The organism is Fuchsiella alkaliacetigena, assembly GCF_023227765.1.
GTDB classification, from domain to species: domain Bacteria; phylum Bacillota; class Halanaerobiia; order Halobacteroidales; family Acetohalobiaceae; genus Fuchsiella; species Fuchsiella alkaliacetigena.
The window spans coordinates 1-17477 of record NZ_JALKBZ010000019.1 but is presented as its reverse complement, the minus strand read 5'-3'; the positions used below and the strand labels follow the sequence as shown (position 1 = coordinate 17477).

Sequence of the window (17477 nt, the reverse complement as noted above, 5' to 3'; positions counted from 1 at the left end):
CTTGGAAATTGTGGCAGACTTACATACTCATACTATAGCTTGTGGTCATGCTTATAGTACTCTAGAAGAAATGGTGGCTGGGGCTAAGCAGAACGGAATTGAAATTATGGCTACTACCGATCACGGGCCCTGCATGCCTGGAGCTAATCATCCTTATTACTTTGGTAATTTGCATGTTTTACCAGCTGTTATCGAAGGGGTTAGGGTTTTAAAGGGAGTGGAGTGCAATATTACTGATATTCACGGTTCTTTAGATCTTCCTTCAAAGCTTTTGCAAAGAATGGAAATTGTTTTAGCGGGTTTTCATCCTTTAACTGGTTATCAAGGTAGTAGTAAAAAAGAACATACTCAGGCTATGCTGAATGCAATTCGGAATCCTTTAGTCGATGTGATCGTTCACCCTGGTAATCCTCAGTTTGAGATAGAGATTGAGCAAGTGGTGAATGCTGCTTTAGAAAATGAGGTATTATTGGAGATCAATAATAGCTCTTTTTTGTTAAGTCGAGATGGAAGCAGAGAATACTGTTTGGAGATAGCGCTGCAAGCTAAAAAGGTTGGTCTGCAGCTTTTGCTAAATAGCGATGCCCATTTTTCTGCTGATGTAGGGAGGATAGAAAAGGCTAGGCAATTAGTTAAGGAAGTAGGTTTGACAGCCGAGGATGTACTTAATACTTCTTTAGTAGCAGTAAAAGAGTTTATTGCTGAAAAAATGGCTCTTAAACAGGGGTTGGACATATAGCACTTCCAGTTAAAATTTCACAGGACTATTTTTGATGAGTTTAATAAAATTTAACTACTTTGCAGGAATTGACTCTAATATGTAGAAACTTATAAATAATAAGTTTAGAAAAAAGGAGGGTAGCTATTCATGAAGAAAAGATCGTTGCAAATGTTAGTGATATGTATTTTGGTATTATCGTTAACCTCAATAGCTTTGGCAGGAAGCAGTTATATTCGCAGAGGATTATCTCATTATGAACGCGGTGAGTTAGAAAAGGCCGAAGATAGCTTTAAACGGGCTTTAGATGCTAATGAAGATAAGGCTCAAGCTTATAGTAATTTAGGTTTAATTGCTAGACAGCAAGGGAATAATGAAGAAGCTATTGAGTATTTTCACCAAAGTTTGACTTATAATGCAGATATAGTTTCTAACTATATCAACTTAGGTGATCTTTATCTACAAAAGTCCGAGTATGATGAAGCTATTGATAACTATTCGGCAGCTGGAAACTTAAGTTCTCATTTCATTATTCAGTTTAAATTAGGCTATGCTCATTATAATTATGGAGATTTCGAAACTGCAACTGACTATTTTTACCAAGTTGTTGAAGACCAGGAGTATGTTTATCCTAGTTACTATTACTTAGGTGCTAGTTATCGCGGAATGGGTGAAGATGAGCAGGCGATAGAGTATTATGAGAAGTCTATCTCTTATAATCCGGAGTATGTTAGAGCGTATTTAGGTTTAGGTGATCTGTACTTATCTTTAGAAGAAACGGAAAAAGCTAAGGAGATGTATGCTGAGGCCATTGAAGCTAATCCAAACTACTACTTAAGTAACTTTAAGCAGGCTCATGCTTACGTGGAACTAGATAATATTGAAGCAGCAAAAGATAGTCTACGTAGAACCTTGCATTTGAATCCTGATTTTGAGGAAGCTAGAGAAATTCTTGATGAGTTAGAAGAGTTATAAATATAATAAGTAAGTATATATTAAAGCCACAGCCTTTGACGGTTGTGGCTTTTTTCAATATTCAAGGAAGTATATTAAATCAAGTTCAGGATAAGTTAATTAGTGTTAAGAGCTATTAAGGAGGATTGCGGATGGAGTTAATCGGTGATTATCACGTTCATACTAAGTATGGCCACGGACAGGGGGAGGTTAAAGATATTATTGCTACAGCTGAACGGAGGGGTTTGCAGGAGTTAGCAATTACTGAACATGGTCCTAGCAGTTGGACTTTGATTAAGCTAGGAGTTAAGAGTTTAAAAGAATTATTGGAGATTAAAGAGCAGATTCAAAGGTATAGTCAAGAGTATAGCGATTTAAAGGTTTTAAGTGGGGTGGAGGCTAATATAATTAGTAGTGATGGTGAGTTAGATGTTCCGGAAAGCTTAATAGCAGAATTAGATTTATTGTTAGTAGGACTCCATCTTTGGATTAAGCCTCCGCACTGGCGAGCTGCTAAAGATTTGATCTTTGATAATACTATCGGCTATAGATTAGGTTTAAAGTCAAAAGATGAAATTAGATATAATAATACCCGGGCCCTATTAGCAGCTATTGAAAGGTATGAAGTGGATATTATTACCCATCCTGGTTTTCAACTGGATATAGATACTGTTGAGTTAGCTAAAAAATGCAAAGAGGAGAATGTCTTGCTAGAGATAAATAATAAACATGATCAATTGAATACTGATTTTATAAATACCGCTGCTCAAACTGGGGTTAAGTTTGTGGTTAACAGTGATGCTCATCGGCCGGAAGGAGTGGGGAGAGTAGATTCAGCTTTTCAATTAATTAGAGAAGCAGAGCTTGATTTAGGACAGGTTGCTAATGTAGTTTTAAAGTAAGGCTTGCTTTTATAGGCAGGAGAATTAAGCTAGGGCCCAGAAATATAAAGATAGAAATTGAGTGAGGTGTTAAGTGTAGATGAAAGATATGAAGTTTGTGATCGTTACGGGAATGTCTGGTGCTGGCAAGAGTGAAGCAGCTAGAATCTTTGAGGATCTTGGTTTTTTCTGTATTGATAATCTTCCTCCAGCTTTAATTACTAAATTTACTGAGTTATGTTTGCAATCTCGAGGTAAGGTTGACAGAGTAGCCTTAGTGATGGATATTCGCGGTGGTGACTTTTTTGATGATCTAAGTGAAGAGTTAGCTGCTTTAGAGAAAAAGAAGATTAAGTGTGAAATTTTATTTTTAGAAGCAGACACTAACTCCTTAATTCAAAGATATAAGGAGACTAGACGTCGTCATCCTTTAGCAAAGGAAGGTAGAGTTTTGGATGCTATTGAAGCAGAAAGAGAGAGGTTAAAGAACTTAAGAGGTCAAGCCGATAAAATTATTAATACTTCTCATTTATCTATTAAAGACCTTAAAGAAGAATTGGAGCTTAGCTTTGCTCAGGATAAGCAGGTTAATAAAATAAATATTTCCTTAGTTTCCTTTGGTTTTAAATACGGCATTCCTATTGATTCCGATTTAGTATTCGATGTACGCTTTTTACCTAATCCTCATTATGTGAATGACTTACGTCCTTTAACCGGTAATGACCCTCAAGTACAGGACTATGTATTGAAGTGGCCAGTAGCTAAGAAGTTTAAACAAAAGTTTTTTGATATGATAGAGTTTTTAATTCCAGAATATATTAAAGAGGGCAAAAACCATTTATCAATTGCCATTGGCTGCACTGGGGGTAAGCATAGATCTGTTACTTTGGTTAATAAATTATTTGATTTTTTAGCTCAGAATGATTATCATATAGTTAAAGAGAATCGTGATATTGATAAAGATACTTAGTACTAATTTTGTAGTTTAGTATAGATTAGTATAGATATATTTTGAATATGCTGGAGATAGTTGAGGATATTTAGGAGCTGAAAGAGATGAAGATTTTTAAGTGGTTATATCCTGGTTTGGAGATTAAGCGCTGGTTGGTGCTGGTGGTTTTAGGTATTTTTTTAATCACCTTTGGGATTATCTTAATAATTGGCTTTGAATTTTTGAGTTTGTTAGAACAAGAGTTAACAGGTTTGATTCAGAGTTTGATAGGTGATATGAGCTATTTATTGAACCTAATAACAGCTGTAGTGATTATTTTAATCGGTATTAGCTTTTTATTTTATGGAGTTACTAAGATGATTAATTCAATTATTGAAGCCTTATTACCCAATAACGAGGAGGAACTAATAGAGCTATTATATCAGGAGCGCTCTTTAAAGCGGGGGCCTAAAATAGTAGTTATTGGGGGAGGAACTGGACTGCCGACGATGTTGAGAGGAATTAAGAAGTTTAGCAGTAATATTACGGCGGTAGTTACAGTAGCCGATGATGGAGGTAGTTCTGGCGTTTTGCGCGATGAGTTGGATATTTTACCGCCGGGGGATATTCGGAACTGTTTAGTTGCTTTAGCCGATACCGAGGTTTTGATGGAAAAGCTATTTCAGTATAGATTTAGTGAAGGACAGGAGTTGGATGGACACAGTTTTGGTAATCTGTTTATAGCTACTATGTCTAAGGTTTTAGGAGACTTTGAAGCAGCAGTCAAGGAGTCCAGTAAGGTTTTAGCTATTAAAGGTCGGGTTTTACCTTCGACCTTGGCTGATGTGGTCTTACATGCAGAAACTGAAAGTGGTAGAATAGTGAAAGGGGAGTCCAAAATACCTGAGGCTGGAGAGGCTATTCAGCGAGTTTTTCTTAAGCCGGAGGACTGTGAGTCCTTAACTGAGGTGACTGAGGCTATTAGTGAGGCTGATGCAGTAATTTTAGGGCCCGGCAGCCTCTATACCAGTGTAATCCCTAATCTATTAGTGACAGAGTTGGCAACGGCTGTAAAAGAGACTTCAGCTTTAAAGATATATAGTTGTAATATAATGACTCAACCTGGTGAAACTGTAGGTTATAGCGTAGCCGATCATGTCCAGGCTTTATATGACCATGCAGGCTCAGAAATAGTGGACTATGTGCTGGTTAATAATGAGGAAATTCCAACAGAGCTCTTAGCTAAATATGAAGAAGAAGGAGCTGCTCCAGTAGAAGTTGATTCTCAACGTTTAAAGGATTTAAAGATAAATGTGGTTCAAGCTCCTTTGCTTAATAAAGACGATTTAGTTAGACATAATCCTCAAAAGCTAGCTAAGGTAATTATGGAGTTGATTTCTAGACTGAAGAAACATGATGAGCAAAGTCCTTTACTGGATCTCTATTTGCGCAGTAAAGCTAAAAAAGATAGGTGGTAAAGATGGGATTTAGCGAGCAAGTGAAGAATGAATTGGCTAGGATTGAAGTAAAAAAAAGGTGTTGTGGTTGGGCTGAACTATCAGCTTTGTTAAAAGCAAACGGTTCTTTAGAGATTATTAAGCAGGAGCTAGCCTTAAAGGTAGTTTCACAACAGGCAGCGGCTGCTCGCAAAATATATAGACTGTTAAAAGAAAGATTTGATTTTTTAACAGAAATAGTAGTTAGTAAGGCGATGTATCTCAATTACGATAAGTACTATATAATTAAATTACCGCCACAGGACAGGATCAAAGAGTTGTTAATTAATTGTGGATTAATTAAGGATAACTACGAATTGAGCTATCAGATTAATGGCGATTTAGTGAAAAATAAGTGCTGTCGAAAAGCATATTTGCGAGGGGTATTTTTAGGAGCAGGCTCTATTAATAATCCAGAAGGAGGTTATCATCTGGAGATTAGAGTTTCCAATCAGGGCTATGCTGAAAGTTTGCTTGAATTTGCTAAGCAGAAGCTTGATTTATACTTCAAACTCAGGCAGCGCCAAGATGATTACTTACTTTATTTGAAAAGTTCTGCAGAGATCGTTAAGCTTTTGAATATTACCGGAGCTCATTCAGCTCTTTTAGACTATGAAAATACTAGAGTTTTAAAAGAGGTTAAAAATCAGGTTAATCGATTAGTTAACTGTGAGACGGCTAACTTGACTAAGACTGTTCAGGCAGCTCGAGAGCAGATTGAGAATATTAAGTTGATTGAGGAATTTAAGGGCTTAGCTTCTTTGTCACCTAGTTTACAGGAAATGGCTGAACTTAGATTAGAAAATCCCTATGCTACTTATAAGGAATTGGGAGAGCTAATGGAGCCTAAGCTAAGCAAATCCGGAGTAAATCATAGGTTGCGCAGGATTAACAAGATAGCCGAAGAAATTAAAGAGAATAACTCTTTGTTGAGGGGGTGAAGAGAGTGAAGCTAACTCCCACAGTTTCATTAACACAGAAACAGGAGCTGGTAATGACTCCTAAGCTACAGCAGGCAATTAAACTGCTGCAGCTATCCAGAATGGAATTAGTAGACTACTTAGAAGATAAATTGTTAGAGAATCCTATTTTGGAATTAGAGGAAGAAGTGGCCGGCGAGGAGGACTTAGCAGAGGAAGAGGAGGACTTTGAAGACTTAGACTGGGAGGAGTACTTTGCTGATTCCAGCAGCGATTATAACGTTAATTATCAACAGGAAGATTACAACTATGAAAACTTTGTTGCTGCTTCTTTAACTAGGGATGAGTATTTAAATAATCAATTACAGTTGCTGGACTTAACAGCTCAACAGAAAGAAATAGGAAAGTATATAATTGGCTCCTTAGATGAAGATGGTTTTTTAGAGAGAGAGGTAGCAGAATTAGCAGCTGAATTAGGGGTTAGCGAAGAGAAGTTTTTAGAGGTTTTGAAAGAAATTCAGCAGTTTGAACCGGTGGGTATAGCAGCTCAAAGTTTACAGGAGTCCTTATTGATTCAGTTAGCCGAATGGGAAGCAGGTCGAAAAAAAGAGTTGGCTCTAAAGATGGTAGAAGAGCACTTTGATTTATTAATCGAAAATAAAGTAAAGAAATTAGCTAAAAAATTAGGGATTAAGCCCACAGAAAGTCAACGAATAGTGGATTTAATTAAAACTCTTAATCCTAGTCCAGCAAGTATTTTTCAGGAAAGTGGAGGCACTAAGTATTTGGAGCCGGATCTGATAATTGAAAAGATAAATCAGCAGTATGTGGTTTTTATGAATCAGACTCCAGTACCTAAGCTGAGGATTAACTCTTACTATCAAAAGTTATTGAAAAATTTTGACTCCAGCAGTAAAGCCAAGGAGTATTTAGAAGAAAAAATGAGTTCAGCAATGTGGTTAATTAAGAGTATTGAGCAGCGGCGACTAACTATTTATAAAATAGCTAAGGCAATTGTTGAACTACAGAAGGAGTTTTTCGAAAAAGGTTTAAAGCATTTAAAGCCTTTGACTATGGAAGAAGTAGCTCAAGAGATTGACATGCACGAATCCACTGTTAGCAGGGCTACTACTAAGAAATATGCTCAAACTCCACATGGTCTTTTTGAGTTAAAGTTTTTCTTTACTTCGGGAGTAAAGACTAAAAACGGAGGTAATATTTCAGCAGTTAGCATTAAGAAAATGATAGAAGATATTATAAAAGAAGAAGATGTAACGAAGCCTTTAAGTGACCAGAAGATAGCAGATCAATTGAGTGATTTAGGAGCACCAGTTTCCAGAAGAACTGTAGCTAAGTATCGTAATCAGTTAGGAATTGCTTCTTCGGTGCAAAGGAGAAGATATGAATGAAAATAAAGATAATTTTTACTTATTAAAGAAATTTTGCAGGACTTTAGTTAGTAGTCCCGAATAACATACACTAGAAAGAGAATATTATGAAGCTGCAACCATTATTTTACACAAAAGTCCTGCATAGAGAATATTAATAGGGAGACAATATAGAAAAGTAGTTTATTTTTTCAACATAGTGGGACAAATATAGAGCTGCGGGTACAAGAATATCCCAGAGGACAGGTGAATATATGGAGGATTTGATTAAACTTCAGCACTTGATTGCTCCGGAATTAATAAAATTAATAGATACTAGATATACTATACTTCAAACTGTACTTTATCTGCAACCTATAGGTAGAAGGTCTCTAGCTAAAAAACTGGAATTAAGCGAGCGGGAAGTAAGAAAGCAGTTAAAGTTCTTACAGGAAAGACGTTTTGTTAATTCTACTCGGGCCGGAGCAGAAATTACGGCCCGAGGAGAGGAGATTTTTTCTAAATTAGCTGATTATATTAAAAGCTCACGTGGTTTACATAGCTTGGAATTAGAGTTAGCTAAGAGTTTAGAGTTAAAGGCAGCTTATGTCGTTCCTAGTACTTTAGATGCTCAGCAGACTAAAGAGGAGTTAGGTAGGTTTGCAGCTAAATTTTTGCAAAATAATATAGATAATGGAGATAAGTTAGCTGTAACGGGAGGTACTACTTTGGCTGCTGTAGCTGAAGCGCTGCTTAATAATGGTGATTTGGCAGAGATAATGGTGCTTCCCGGTCGAGGTGGTTTAGGTGAAGGAGTAGAGATTCAAGCTAATACTATAGCTGCTAAGATAGCTAAAAAATTAGGAGGTAAATATCGCCTTCTACATGTGCCTGATAATTTAGATCAAAGCTTGCATGATACTATTGTTTCTGAGCCACAGATTAAAGAAGTTTTGAGTCTAGCTAAAGAGGCCGATGTTTTAATGCATGGCATTGGAACTGTAGAAATTATGACTGAGAGGAGAGATCTCAATCAGGATCAGCTTTTGCAGCTGCAAAGTAAAGGAGCTATTGGTGAAGCCTTTGGTTACTACTTTGACGATTCTGGAGAGATCGTATATTCAACTCCTAGTGTGGGTTTACAGTTAGAGGATTTAAAGGAGATAGAAACTGTAATTGCTGTAGCTGGAGGTAAAGAAAAGGCGGCAGCTATAATTTCTGTAATTATTAATGGTGAACAGGATATATTAATTACCGAAGAAGAGGCAGCTCAGCAGATTTTAGATATTTTAGATCAGCATTGAGGAGGTGAATAGCTAGGTTTTAGCTAGCACAAAGTGTTAATTAAGGAGTAATAATTAATAATCTAAGGAGGAATAATATAATGACAAAGAAAATTGCAATTAATGGTTTTGGCAGAATTGGGAGAAATGTATTTAGGTGTATTCAGGAGAGGGATTTAGATTTTGAGGTAGTTGCTATTAATGATTTAGCTGATGCTGACAACTTGGCTTATTTATTGAAGTATGATTCTGTACATGGTCAATTTGAAGGTGAAGTTGAAGTAGCTGGAGATACTCTTAAGGTAAATGGTCAGGAAATTGATGTTTACTCCATTAAAGATCCAGCTGATCTACCTTGGGCGGAAAAGGAAATAGATATAGTTATTGAATCTACTGGTGTATTTAGAAAGAGAGATCTAGTAGCTAAGCATCTTGAAGCAGGAGCTGAAAAGGTTATTTTGACAGTACCAGCTAAGGATGAGTTAGATGCTACTATTGTATTAGGAGTTAATGATGAAGAATTATCGGCTGATGATCAGATAGTTTCTAATGCTTCTTGTACTACTAACTGTTTGGCTCCTATGGCTAAGGTACTGCATGAGAACTTTGGAATTGAAAAAGGACTAATTACTACTGTGCATGCTTATACAGCGGCTCAAGCTATTTTGGATGCACCTTCAGGTAAGACTAGACGAGGTCGAGCGGCTGCTGCTAATATAATTCCTACTACCACTGGAGCAGCAATTGCTACTACTAAGGTACTGCCAGAGCTAGAGGGTAAGATTGATGGAATGGCTATGCGAGTGCCGGTACCAAATGGTTCTGTAGTTGATGGTGTCTTTGATTTAGAAACTGAGGTAACAGTAGAAGAGGTTAATGCTGCTTTACAGGAGGCAGCTGAAGGTGAACTGGAAGGTATCCTTGGTTATACAGAGGATGAGCTAGTATCTCAGGATATTGTGGGTTCTCCTTATTCCTCTTTGATTGATGCTCAATCTACTATGGTGATTGATGGTACTCAGGTTAAGGTTATTTCCTGGTACGATAATGAATGGGGCTATTCTAATCGAGTAGTAGATCTGGCAACTAAGCTGTAAGTTGATTAGTAGCAGAGATAGTTAAACTTCTATCTCTGCTTTTAATTTCTTTTAAATGTAAGTCTTAAGGAGGTTTGATAATGGATAAAAAGATATTAAAAGATATAGATGTAGCTGGGAAAAAGGTTTTAGTTAGAGTGGACTTCAATGTACCTATGGAAGCTGGCGAGGTGGCTGATGATACTAGGCTTAGAGCTGCTTTACCTACCATTGAGTACTTGATTGAGGAAGGAGCTAAGGTGATTTTGATGAGTCACCTAGGTCGACCAGGTGGTAAGGTGGATTCTGAACTGCGCTTAGATCCTGTAGCTAAAAGATTAGCTAACCTACTCAATCAAGCGGTGACTAAGACTGATGAGACAGTAGGAGAAGAACCGCAGACAGCCATTGAGAGGATGGAAACTGGTGAGGTATTACTATTGGAGAATACTCGTTTTAATCCTGGGGAAAAGGCTAATGATCCGGACTTTGCTCGCCAGTTAGGAGAGTTAGCTGATGTATATGTGAACGATGCTTTTGGAGCTACTCATCGGGCCCATGCCTCTACAGCAGGAGTAGTGGAATATGTGCAAGAAGCAGCTATGGGCTTTTTGGTACAGAATGAATTAAAGATGATTTCTCAGGCTATAGATAACCCTGACACTCCTTTAGTAGCTATTATTGGGGGAGCAAAGGTTTCCGATAAGATTGGAGTTATTGAATCACTTTTGAATAAAGCAGATGCGTTGTTAATTGGGGGAGGTATGGCCAATACCTTTATTGCTGCGCAAGGCTATAATATCGGTGATTCTTTAGTAGAAGCGGATAAGCTTGATTTAGCTAAACGGTTAATGGAAGAGGCTAAAAATAAAGGAGTAAATTTAGTTTTACCTAGTGATGTAGTAGTTGCTGATGATTTCAGTAATCAGGCTGAAACTAAGGTAGTTAAGGTAGAAGATATTGAAGACGGTTGGCAGGCCTTAGATATTGGCCCGGAAAGTATAAATAGCTTTACTCAGGTGCTTAAAGATGCTAAGACGGTAGTTTGGAACGGCCCTTTAGGTGTTTTTGAGATGTCTAATTTTGCTAAAGGAACAATGGAAATAGTTCAGGTATTAGCAGATTTAGAAGCAACAACTATTATTGGGGGAGGAGATTCGGCAGCTGCTGTAGAAAAGGCAGGCTTAGCTGCGGAAATGACCCATATTTCTACTGGTGGCGGAGCTTCTTTGCAGCTTTTAGAGGGAAAAACTTTGCCGGGAGTAGAGGCCTTAGACGATAGAGAGTAAGAAGAAGTAAAGGAGAGGAGAGTTAAAAGATGCGGAGACCATTTATTGCTGGAAACTGGAAGATGCATAAGACAAATCAGGAAGCTGTGGAAATGGCAGAGGAGTTAGTAGAATTAGTAAAAGGAGTAAGTGAAGTAGATATAGCTATCTGTACTCCGGCTACAGCTTTAGCACCGCTAGCAGAGGTATTAGCGGATACTAATGTAGCTTTAGGAGCAGAAAATATGCACTGGGAAGCTGAAGGTGCTTATACGGGAGAGATTTCTCCGGTGATGCTGAAAGATATAGGCTGTGAATATGTGATTATAGGCCATTCTGAAAGAAGAGAGTACTTTAATGAAAGCAATGAAGATGTGAATAAGAAAGTAAAGTCTGCTTTAAACTATGAGTTAAAGCCTATTATCTGTGTAGGTGAGTCTTTGACTCAACGTGAAGCTGATAGAACTAAAGAGGTAGTCCAAGAACAAGTAATGGCTGCTTTGGAAGGAGTAGCAGTTGACGACTTAACAGCAGTAACTATAGCTTATGAGCCGCTGTGGGCTATCGGTACTGGACAATCAGCTACAGCTGAAGAAGCAAATCAGGTAATTAAGTATATCCGCGAGCTATTAACAGAGAAGTTTGGAGAGGTAGCTGAGCAACTACAGATTCAGTATGGGGGTAGTGTAAAGCCGCATAATATAAGCGAATTTATGGCTACTTCCGATATTGATGGAGCCTTAGTAGGAAGTGCTAGTTTAGAAGCAGAATCTTTTGCAGAAATAGTTAAGTTCGAGTAGTTAAAGGAGGTAATTAATGTGACAGCAATACCTAAGCCTGTAGCTTTGGTGATACTTGATGGCTGGGGCTGCAATGAAAGAGAAGAAGGGAACTCAGTTAAACAGGCTCAGACCCCTAATTTTGATAGGCTATGGGCTGAATATCCCCATACTACTCTGGCAGCTTCCGGAGAAAAGGTAGGTTTACCGGCTGGACAGATGGGTAATTCTGAGGTAGGCCATCTCAACTTAGGTGCTGGTCGGGTAGTATATCAGCAGCTAACTAAAATTAGCAAGGGGATTGAAGATGGTTCTTTCTTTAAAAACCAGGTACTTTTAGATGGTATTAAAAACTGTAAACTCAATGATTCACCGCTTCACTTATTGGGACTGCTTTCCGATGGTGGAGTTCACAGTGATATTCAACATCTTTTTGGGCTACTGGAGCTGGCTAAAAAGCATGAGCGGGAAGTCTATGTTCATGCCTTCTTAGATGGACGTGATGTTCCCCCTGATAGTGCTAAAAAATATATTAAAGAGTTAGAAGCTAAGTTTGCAGAGTTGGAAATAGGAAAGATTGCTACAGTTAGTGGTAGATACTATGCTATGGATCGTGATGAGCGTTGGGATAGAACTCAAAAAGCCTATCAAGCTCTAGTCTTAGGTGAAGGAAAGCAGGCTGATAGTGCTTTGGAAGCGGTAGAGAACTCTTATCAAGAGGAAGTTTACGATGAGTTTGTAGTACCTACGGTGATCAGGGAAGATGGTGAGCCGGTAGCTACCATAAATGATGATCATTCAGTTATTTTCTTTAACTTTAGACCGGATCGGGCCCGACAGCTTTCCCGTGCCTTTGTAGACCATGACTTTCATGGTTTTGAACGGCAAGAACATCCTCAAGTTTGCTTTGCTACTATGACTCAGTACGATGAGACATTAGCTGCTCCAGTAGCTTATCCGCCGGAGGTAGTGGATAATACTCTAGGGGAAGTATTGGCTGAGGAAGGATTAAAACAGTTGCGGATAGCTGAAACTGAAAAGTATGCTCACGTAACCTTCTTTTTCAACGGAGGAGTAGAGGAGCCTAATCTTAATGAAGACCGCAAGTTGATTCCTTCTCCTAAGATAGCAACTTATGATGAACAGCCGGAGATGAGTGCCTATGAGGTTAAAGATGAACTGTTGGAAATACTAGATAGTAAAGATTACGATGTGATAGTATTGAACTTTGCTAATCCGGATATGGTAGGTCATAGTGGAGATTTAGAGGCCTGTAAAGAGGCGGTAGAGGCAGTGGACGATGTGTTAGGCCAAGTGGTAGAAAAAGTATTAGCCGTAGGAGGAGAGCTGTTGGTTACTGCAGACCATGGAAATGCAGAACAGATGTTGGACTATGAGACTGGTAACTTCCATACGGCCCATACTAGTAATCCAACTCCGCTGATCTATGTTGGAGATAGAGAAGTAAAAGCAGAATTTGCAACTGAACAAGCCTTGGCCGATGTAGCACCTACTATTTTAAAGTTATTGGATATTGAACAGCCAGCAGAAATGACTGGAGAAGCATTAGTTAAATAAATTTAGGAGGTTGATATAAAGATGATTAGTGTAATAGAAGATATTTATGCGCGAGAAGTTTTAGATTCTAGAGGAAATCCTACTGTAGAAGTGGAGGTAGCCTTAAGAGATGGTAGCTTAGGTAGAGCAGCTGTACCTTCGGGGGCTTCCACTGGAGCTTACGAAGCAGTGGAGTTAAGGGATGGAGATGAAGATAGATACTTAGGTAAAGGAGTACAACAGGCAGTTAATAATGTTAATCAGACTATTGCTCCGGAATTAATCGGTTACGATGCTACCTTTCAGACTGAAATCGATGAGTTAATGATTGAGTTAGATGGCACAGAAAATAAAGGTAATCTAGGTGCTAATGCTATTTTAGGAGTTTCTTTAGCTGTAGCTAAAGCAGCTGCTTATTCTCTAGAAATACCTTTGTATAAGTACCTAGGTGGAACTAATGCTAAAGAGTTGCCGGTACCGATGCTGAATATTCTTAATGGCGGAGAGCATGCCGATAATAATGTGGATATTCAGGAGTTTATGATAATGCCTGTCGGTGCTCATACCTTTCAGCGGGCCCTGAGAATGGGAGCTGAGGTCTTTCATAATCTAAAAAAGGTACTGCAAGAGAAAGGTTTAAATACTGCTGTAGGAGATGAAGGTGGTTTTGCTCCTGACTTGGATTCAAACGAAGCAGCTTTAGCAATAATTATAGAAGCAGTAGAGAAGGCCGGTTATAGTCCCGGGAGTGATATTAAGTTAGCTTTAGATGTAGCAGCTACTGAAATTTATGAGGATGGTAAGTATGTTTTAGCCGGTGAAGGAGTAGAAAAGACAGCCGCTGAAATGATAGACTTTTACGCTGAACTAGTGGATAAGTACCCAATTATCTCTATTGAAGATGGACTTTCAGAGGACGATTGGGAAGGTTGGCAAGAGATGACTTCCCGCTTAGGAGATAGAATTCAAATCGTCGGCGATGATCTCTATGTAACTAATACCGAAAAGTTAGCTAAAGGGATTGAGATGGGAGCCAGCAACTCTATTTTGATTAAGGTAAACCAGATTGGAACTATTACTGAAACTTTAGAAGCTATTGAAATGGCCAAGCGAGCCGGTTATACCGCTGTAGTCTCTCATCGTTCAGGAGAAACTGAAGATGTAACTATTGCTGATTTGGTAGTTGCTACTAATGCAGGTCAGATCAAAACCGGTGCTCCTTCCAGAAGTGATCGAGTAGCTAAGTATAATCAGCTATTGAGAATCGAAGAAGAACTGGATGCTATCGGAATTTATAAAGGGCCAGAAGTTTTTTATAATTTATAAAAAAGCTGAGGTACAGTTCAAAAAATTAGTGGTTGTATTTTCAAAGCAGTTATGTTAAAATTAATAGTGGTAAAATTAAGGGAGGTGGATGAGATTGCTTAGAGTATTGCAGGTGATCCATATTTTAGTTGCAATTGGTGTAATTGTAGGAGTGCTTTTGCAATCAGGTAAAAGTGCAGGTCTTTCTGGAGCTATCGACGGTGGTGCCTCTTCAATTTTAGGTGGAGATCAACGCAATATTGATAAAAAATTGGGTAAAGCCACTACTGTAGTAGCTGTTATATTTATGTTCACTTCCCTGTTATTAGGTATTTTTTAAGCTACTATATAGTATTAAGCCTCGTTAGTAAAAGATAGCGGGGCTAATTTAAGTTTTATCTTGTAAAAGATAAATTAAATATTGAAAAGGAGGAATGGGTTTTGGAAATTTTTGTACCGATTGCTGGAGTAATAGCTCTTATATTTGCTTTTATGTTACGTACTAAGGTTAAGAAGGCAGATATGGGAACAGAGAGAATGAAAGAGCTAACTAAGGCTATCAACGAAGGGGCTATGGCCTTTTTAGGTACTGAATACAGAAACTTAACAGTATTTGTAGTCGTGGTAGCTATTGTAATGGCTATCTTTCTCAATGTTCAGACAGCTATTGCCTTTATTGTGGGAGCTATTTTTTCAGCTTTAGCAGGTTATTTTGGAATGCAGATTGCTACTATTGCTAACTCTAGAACTACTAATGCTGCTCGGAGCGGCATAGATAAGGCATTAGAGATTGCTTTTTCTGGAGGAGCAGTAATGGGAATGTCTGTAGTAGGATTGGGATTGTTAGGCTTAGGAGTGTTGTACATATTTATTGGGGTAGAGAATATTCAAGGATTTGCTTTTGGAGCTAGTTCTATTGCGCTCTTTGCTCGTGTAGGGGGCGGAATCTATACTAAGGCTGCTGATGTGGGAGCTGACTTAGTAGGAAAGGTAGAGGCTGGCATTCCTGAAGATGATCCCCGAAATCCAGGTGTAATTGCTGATAATGTAGGTGATAATGTAGGTGATGTAGCTGGAATGGGAGCCGACCTTTTTGAGTCTTATGTAGGTTCTATTATAGCTGCTATGGCTTTAGGAGCTGGTTTGGCTCAAAGGAATCCTGAAATCGGAGTTAATTATGTACTTTTACCGATGTTGATTGCAGCGGCGGGAATCATTGCTGCTATTATTGGGACTAGATTTGTAAGAGTTAAAAAAGGTGCTAATTTAAATGCAGTTTTGGAACGAGGTACTTTGGTTAGTGCTTTGTTGTCTTTAATTGCTACTTATCTATTAGTTAATAATTTAGTAGGTGACTTAGGCTTTTTCTGGGCTACTTTAGCCGGATTAATAGCTGGAATTTTGATTGGTCGAATTACCGAATACTATACCTCTGACCATAAACCACCGGTACAGCATATTGCTGATCAGTCTCAGACTGGAGTGGCTACTAATATTATTAGTGGATTGGCAGTAGGAATGCGTAGTACTGCTTTTCCGATTATTGTAATTGTAATTGCTATCTTTATAGCCTTTAGTTTAGGCGGACTGTATGGAATTGCTCTAGCAGCCGTGGGGATGTTATCGACTACTGGAATTACTCTAGCTGTCGATGCTTACGGTCCAATTGCTGATAATGCAGGTGGAATTGCTGAGATGGCAGAACTGGAACCTGAAGTAAGAGAGATTACTGATAAGTTGGATGCGGTAGGAAATACTACTGCTGCTATTGGTAAGGGTTTTGCTATTGGTTCAGCAGCTTTGACCTCTTTGGCTCTGTTTTCGGCCTTTACTGAAGCTGTGGAGTTGAGTACTATTTCTTTAACTAATCCAAATGTAATTATTGGTCTCTTTATTGGAGCAATGTTACCTTTCTTATTCTCAGCTATTACTATGGAGGCTGTAGGTAAAGCGGCCTTTAAGATGATCGATGAGATCAGGCGTCAGTTTAGAGAAATTCCGGGAATTATGGAAGGTAAAGCTAAGCCGGAATATGCTAAGTGTGTAGATATCAGTACTGCTGCTGCGTTAAAGGAAATGATTTTACCAGGAGCTTTAGCAGTAGTTACTCCGGTGCTTGTTGGTCTTTGGAGCGCTGAAGCCTTAGGTGGATTATTAGCAGGTGCTTTATCAGCAGGAGTATTAATGGCAATTATGATGTCCAATGCTGGTGGAGCCTGGGATAACGCTAAGAAGTATGTAGAAGCTGGTAATTTCGGCGGTAAAGGTTCCGATACTCATAATGCTACAGTAGTTGGCGATACCGTAGGTGATCCTTTTAAGGATACATCGGGCCCGTCTTTGAATATACTAATTAAGTTAATGACTATTGTTGCTTTAGTCTTTGCTCCTTTATTTGGCTAAGCAGTAACTGAATAGATCAGATTATAAATTAAAGCTTCGGACTGTTGATACGGTTCGAAGCTTTTCTATTTTCTATCTTTGTAAATTAAAAACTAAGTATTTAAACCCGAGTTCGACAGTTCATAGGTATAAAATAACTATTTAGAGGTCAGAAACCTTGATATAGCAGGGTTTGTGATTTTAAAATGGTTAAATTACATAGGTACACGATTTATCTATTTATCCTTGACATAACAACGTTTTACTGCTATGATATAGGTATTATGTATATTAGAAGAACATCCCGAAAAAACAAAGATGGAACAAAAATTACATATTTGCAGTTAGCTCATAATGAATGGGACTCTGAAAAAGGTTATTCCAAAACCAATATTATCTACTCTTTTGGAAGGGAGGATCAATTAGATAGAGAAGCACTAGAACGTTTAGTAGATAGCATTGAAAGATATCTTAATCCTGATCCAGGGCAATCGCAAGAAAGAACTCTAAAATAGATTTAATTTCTTCCCTTTAAGATGCTATAATTAAAAGCAAAAAGG

15 protein-coding genes and 1 pseudogene are annotated in these 17477 nt (G+C 38.3%); all 16 read left to right on the top strand.

The genetic code is table 11. The annotated features are described in order from the left end of the window. Position 1 precedes the first annotated feature (1 nt). A complete protein-coding gene (locus tag MWH30_RS07235) occupies positions 2 to 739 on the top strand; it encodes a phosphatase (protein ID WP_372494148.1) in 738 nt (245 codons plus the stop codon). A 129-nt stretch (positions 740 to 868) separates the two neighbouring features. Continuing rightward, complete coding sequence (locus MWH30_RS07230) at positions 869 to 1693, top strand: tetratricopeptide repeat protein (protein ID WP_248663393.1); 825 nt, start codon at positions 869 to 871, stop codon at positions 1691 to 1693. Positions 1694 to 1824: 131 nt separating this feature from the next. After that, entirely contained in the window at positions 1825 to 2574 is a 750-nt protein-coding gene (locus MWH30_RS07225; protein WP_248663392.1) for a PHP domain-containing protein, read from the top strand. A 79-nt stretch (positions 2575 to 2653) separates the two neighbouring features. Continuing rightward, positions 2654 to 3523 carry an RNase adapter RapZ gene (gene rapZ / locus MWH30_RS07220; RefSeq protein ID WP_308221606.1) on the top strand — a complete coding sequence of 290 codons (870 nt, stop codon included), beginning with the start codon at positions 2654 to 2656 and terminating at the stop codon, positions 3521 to 3523. A gap of 86 nt (positions 3524 to 3609) precedes the next feature. After that, on the top strand, positions 3610 to 4962 hold the full coding sequence (gene mgfK, locus MWH30_RS07215) for a gluconeogenesis morphogenetic factor MgfK (RefSeq protein ID WP_248663391.1): 1353 nt from the start codon (positions 3610 to 3612) through the stop codon (positions 4960 to 4962). Positions 4963 to 4964: 2 nt separating this feature from the next. After that, entirely contained in the window at positions 4965 to 5921 is a 957-nt protein-coding gene (gene whiA / locus MWH30_RS07210; protein WP_248663390.1) for a DNA-binding protein WhiA, read from the top strand. Positions 5922 to 5926: 5 nt separating this feature from the next. Beyond that, entirely contained in the window at positions 5927 to 7309 is a 1383-nt protein-coding gene (rpoN, locus tag MWH30_RS07205) for an RNA polymerase factor sigma-54 (RefSeq protein WP_248663389.1), read from the top strand. A gap of 233 nt (positions 7310 to 7542) precedes the next feature. Next, a complete protein-coding gene (locus tag MWH30_RS07200) occupies positions 7543 to 8571 on the top strand; it encodes a sugar-binding transcriptional regulator (protein WP_248663388.1) in 1029 nt (342 codons plus the stop codon). An 80-nt stretch (positions 8572 to 8651) separates the two neighbouring features. Then, positions 8652 to 9647 carry a type I glyceraldehyde-3-phosphate dehydrogenase gene (gene gap / locus MWH30_RS07195; protein WP_248663387.1) on the top strand — a complete coding sequence of 332 codons (996 nt, stop codon included), beginning with the start codon at positions 8652 to 8654 and terminating at the stop codon, positions 9645 to 9647. An 80-nt stretch (positions 9648 to 9727) separates the two neighbouring features. Further along, positions 9728 to 10915: a phosphoglycerate kinase gene (locus tag MWH30_RS07190; RefSeq protein WP_248663386.1), complete on the top strand. Its 1188-nt coding sequence runs from the start codon at positions 9728 to 9730 to the stop codon at positions 10913 to 10915. 29 nt (positions 10916 to 10944) lie between these two features. Then, complete coding sequence (tpiA, locus tag MWH30_RS07185; protein WP_248663385.1) at positions 10945 to 11694, top strand: triose-phosphate isomerase; 750 nt, start codon at positions 10945 to 10947, stop codon at positions 11692 to 11694. 27 nt (positions 11695 to 11721) lie between these two features. Next, positions 11722 to 13251 carry a 2,3-bisphosphoglycerate-independent phosphoglycerate mutase gene (gene gpmI, locus MWH30_RS07180; RefSeq protein ID WP_248663425.1) on the top strand — a complete coding sequence of 510 codons (1530 nt, stop codon included), beginning with the start codon at positions 11722 to 11724 and terminating at the stop codon, positions 13249 to 13251. Positions 13252 to 13272: 21 nt separating this feature from the next. Further along, complete coding sequence (gene eno, locus MWH30_RS07175) at positions 13273 to 14556, top strand: phosphopyruvate hydratase (protein ID WP_282706239.1); 1284 nt, start codon at positions 13273 to 13275, stop codon at positions 14554 to 14556. A 94-nt stretch (positions 14557 to 14650) separates the two neighbouring features. Next, entirely contained in the window at positions 14651 to 14875 is a 225-nt protein-coding gene (secG, locus tag MWH30_RS07170; RefSeq protein ID WP_248663384.1) for a preprotein translocase subunit SecG, read from the top strand. A gap of 80 nt (positions 14876 to 14955) precedes the next feature. After that, complete coding sequence (locus MWH30_RS07165) at positions 14956 to 16938, top strand: sodium-translocating pyrophosphatase (RefSeq protein ID WP_372494147.1); 1983 nt, start codon at positions 14956 to 14958, stop codon at positions 16936 to 16938. Positions 16939 to 17201: 263 nt separating this feature from the next. Beyond that, a pseudogene (locus MWH30_RS07160) lies at positions 17202 to 17399 on the top strand (IS1634 family transposase N-terminal domain-related protein); the annotation flags it as partial. Positions 17400 to 17477: the final 78 nt, after the last annotated feature.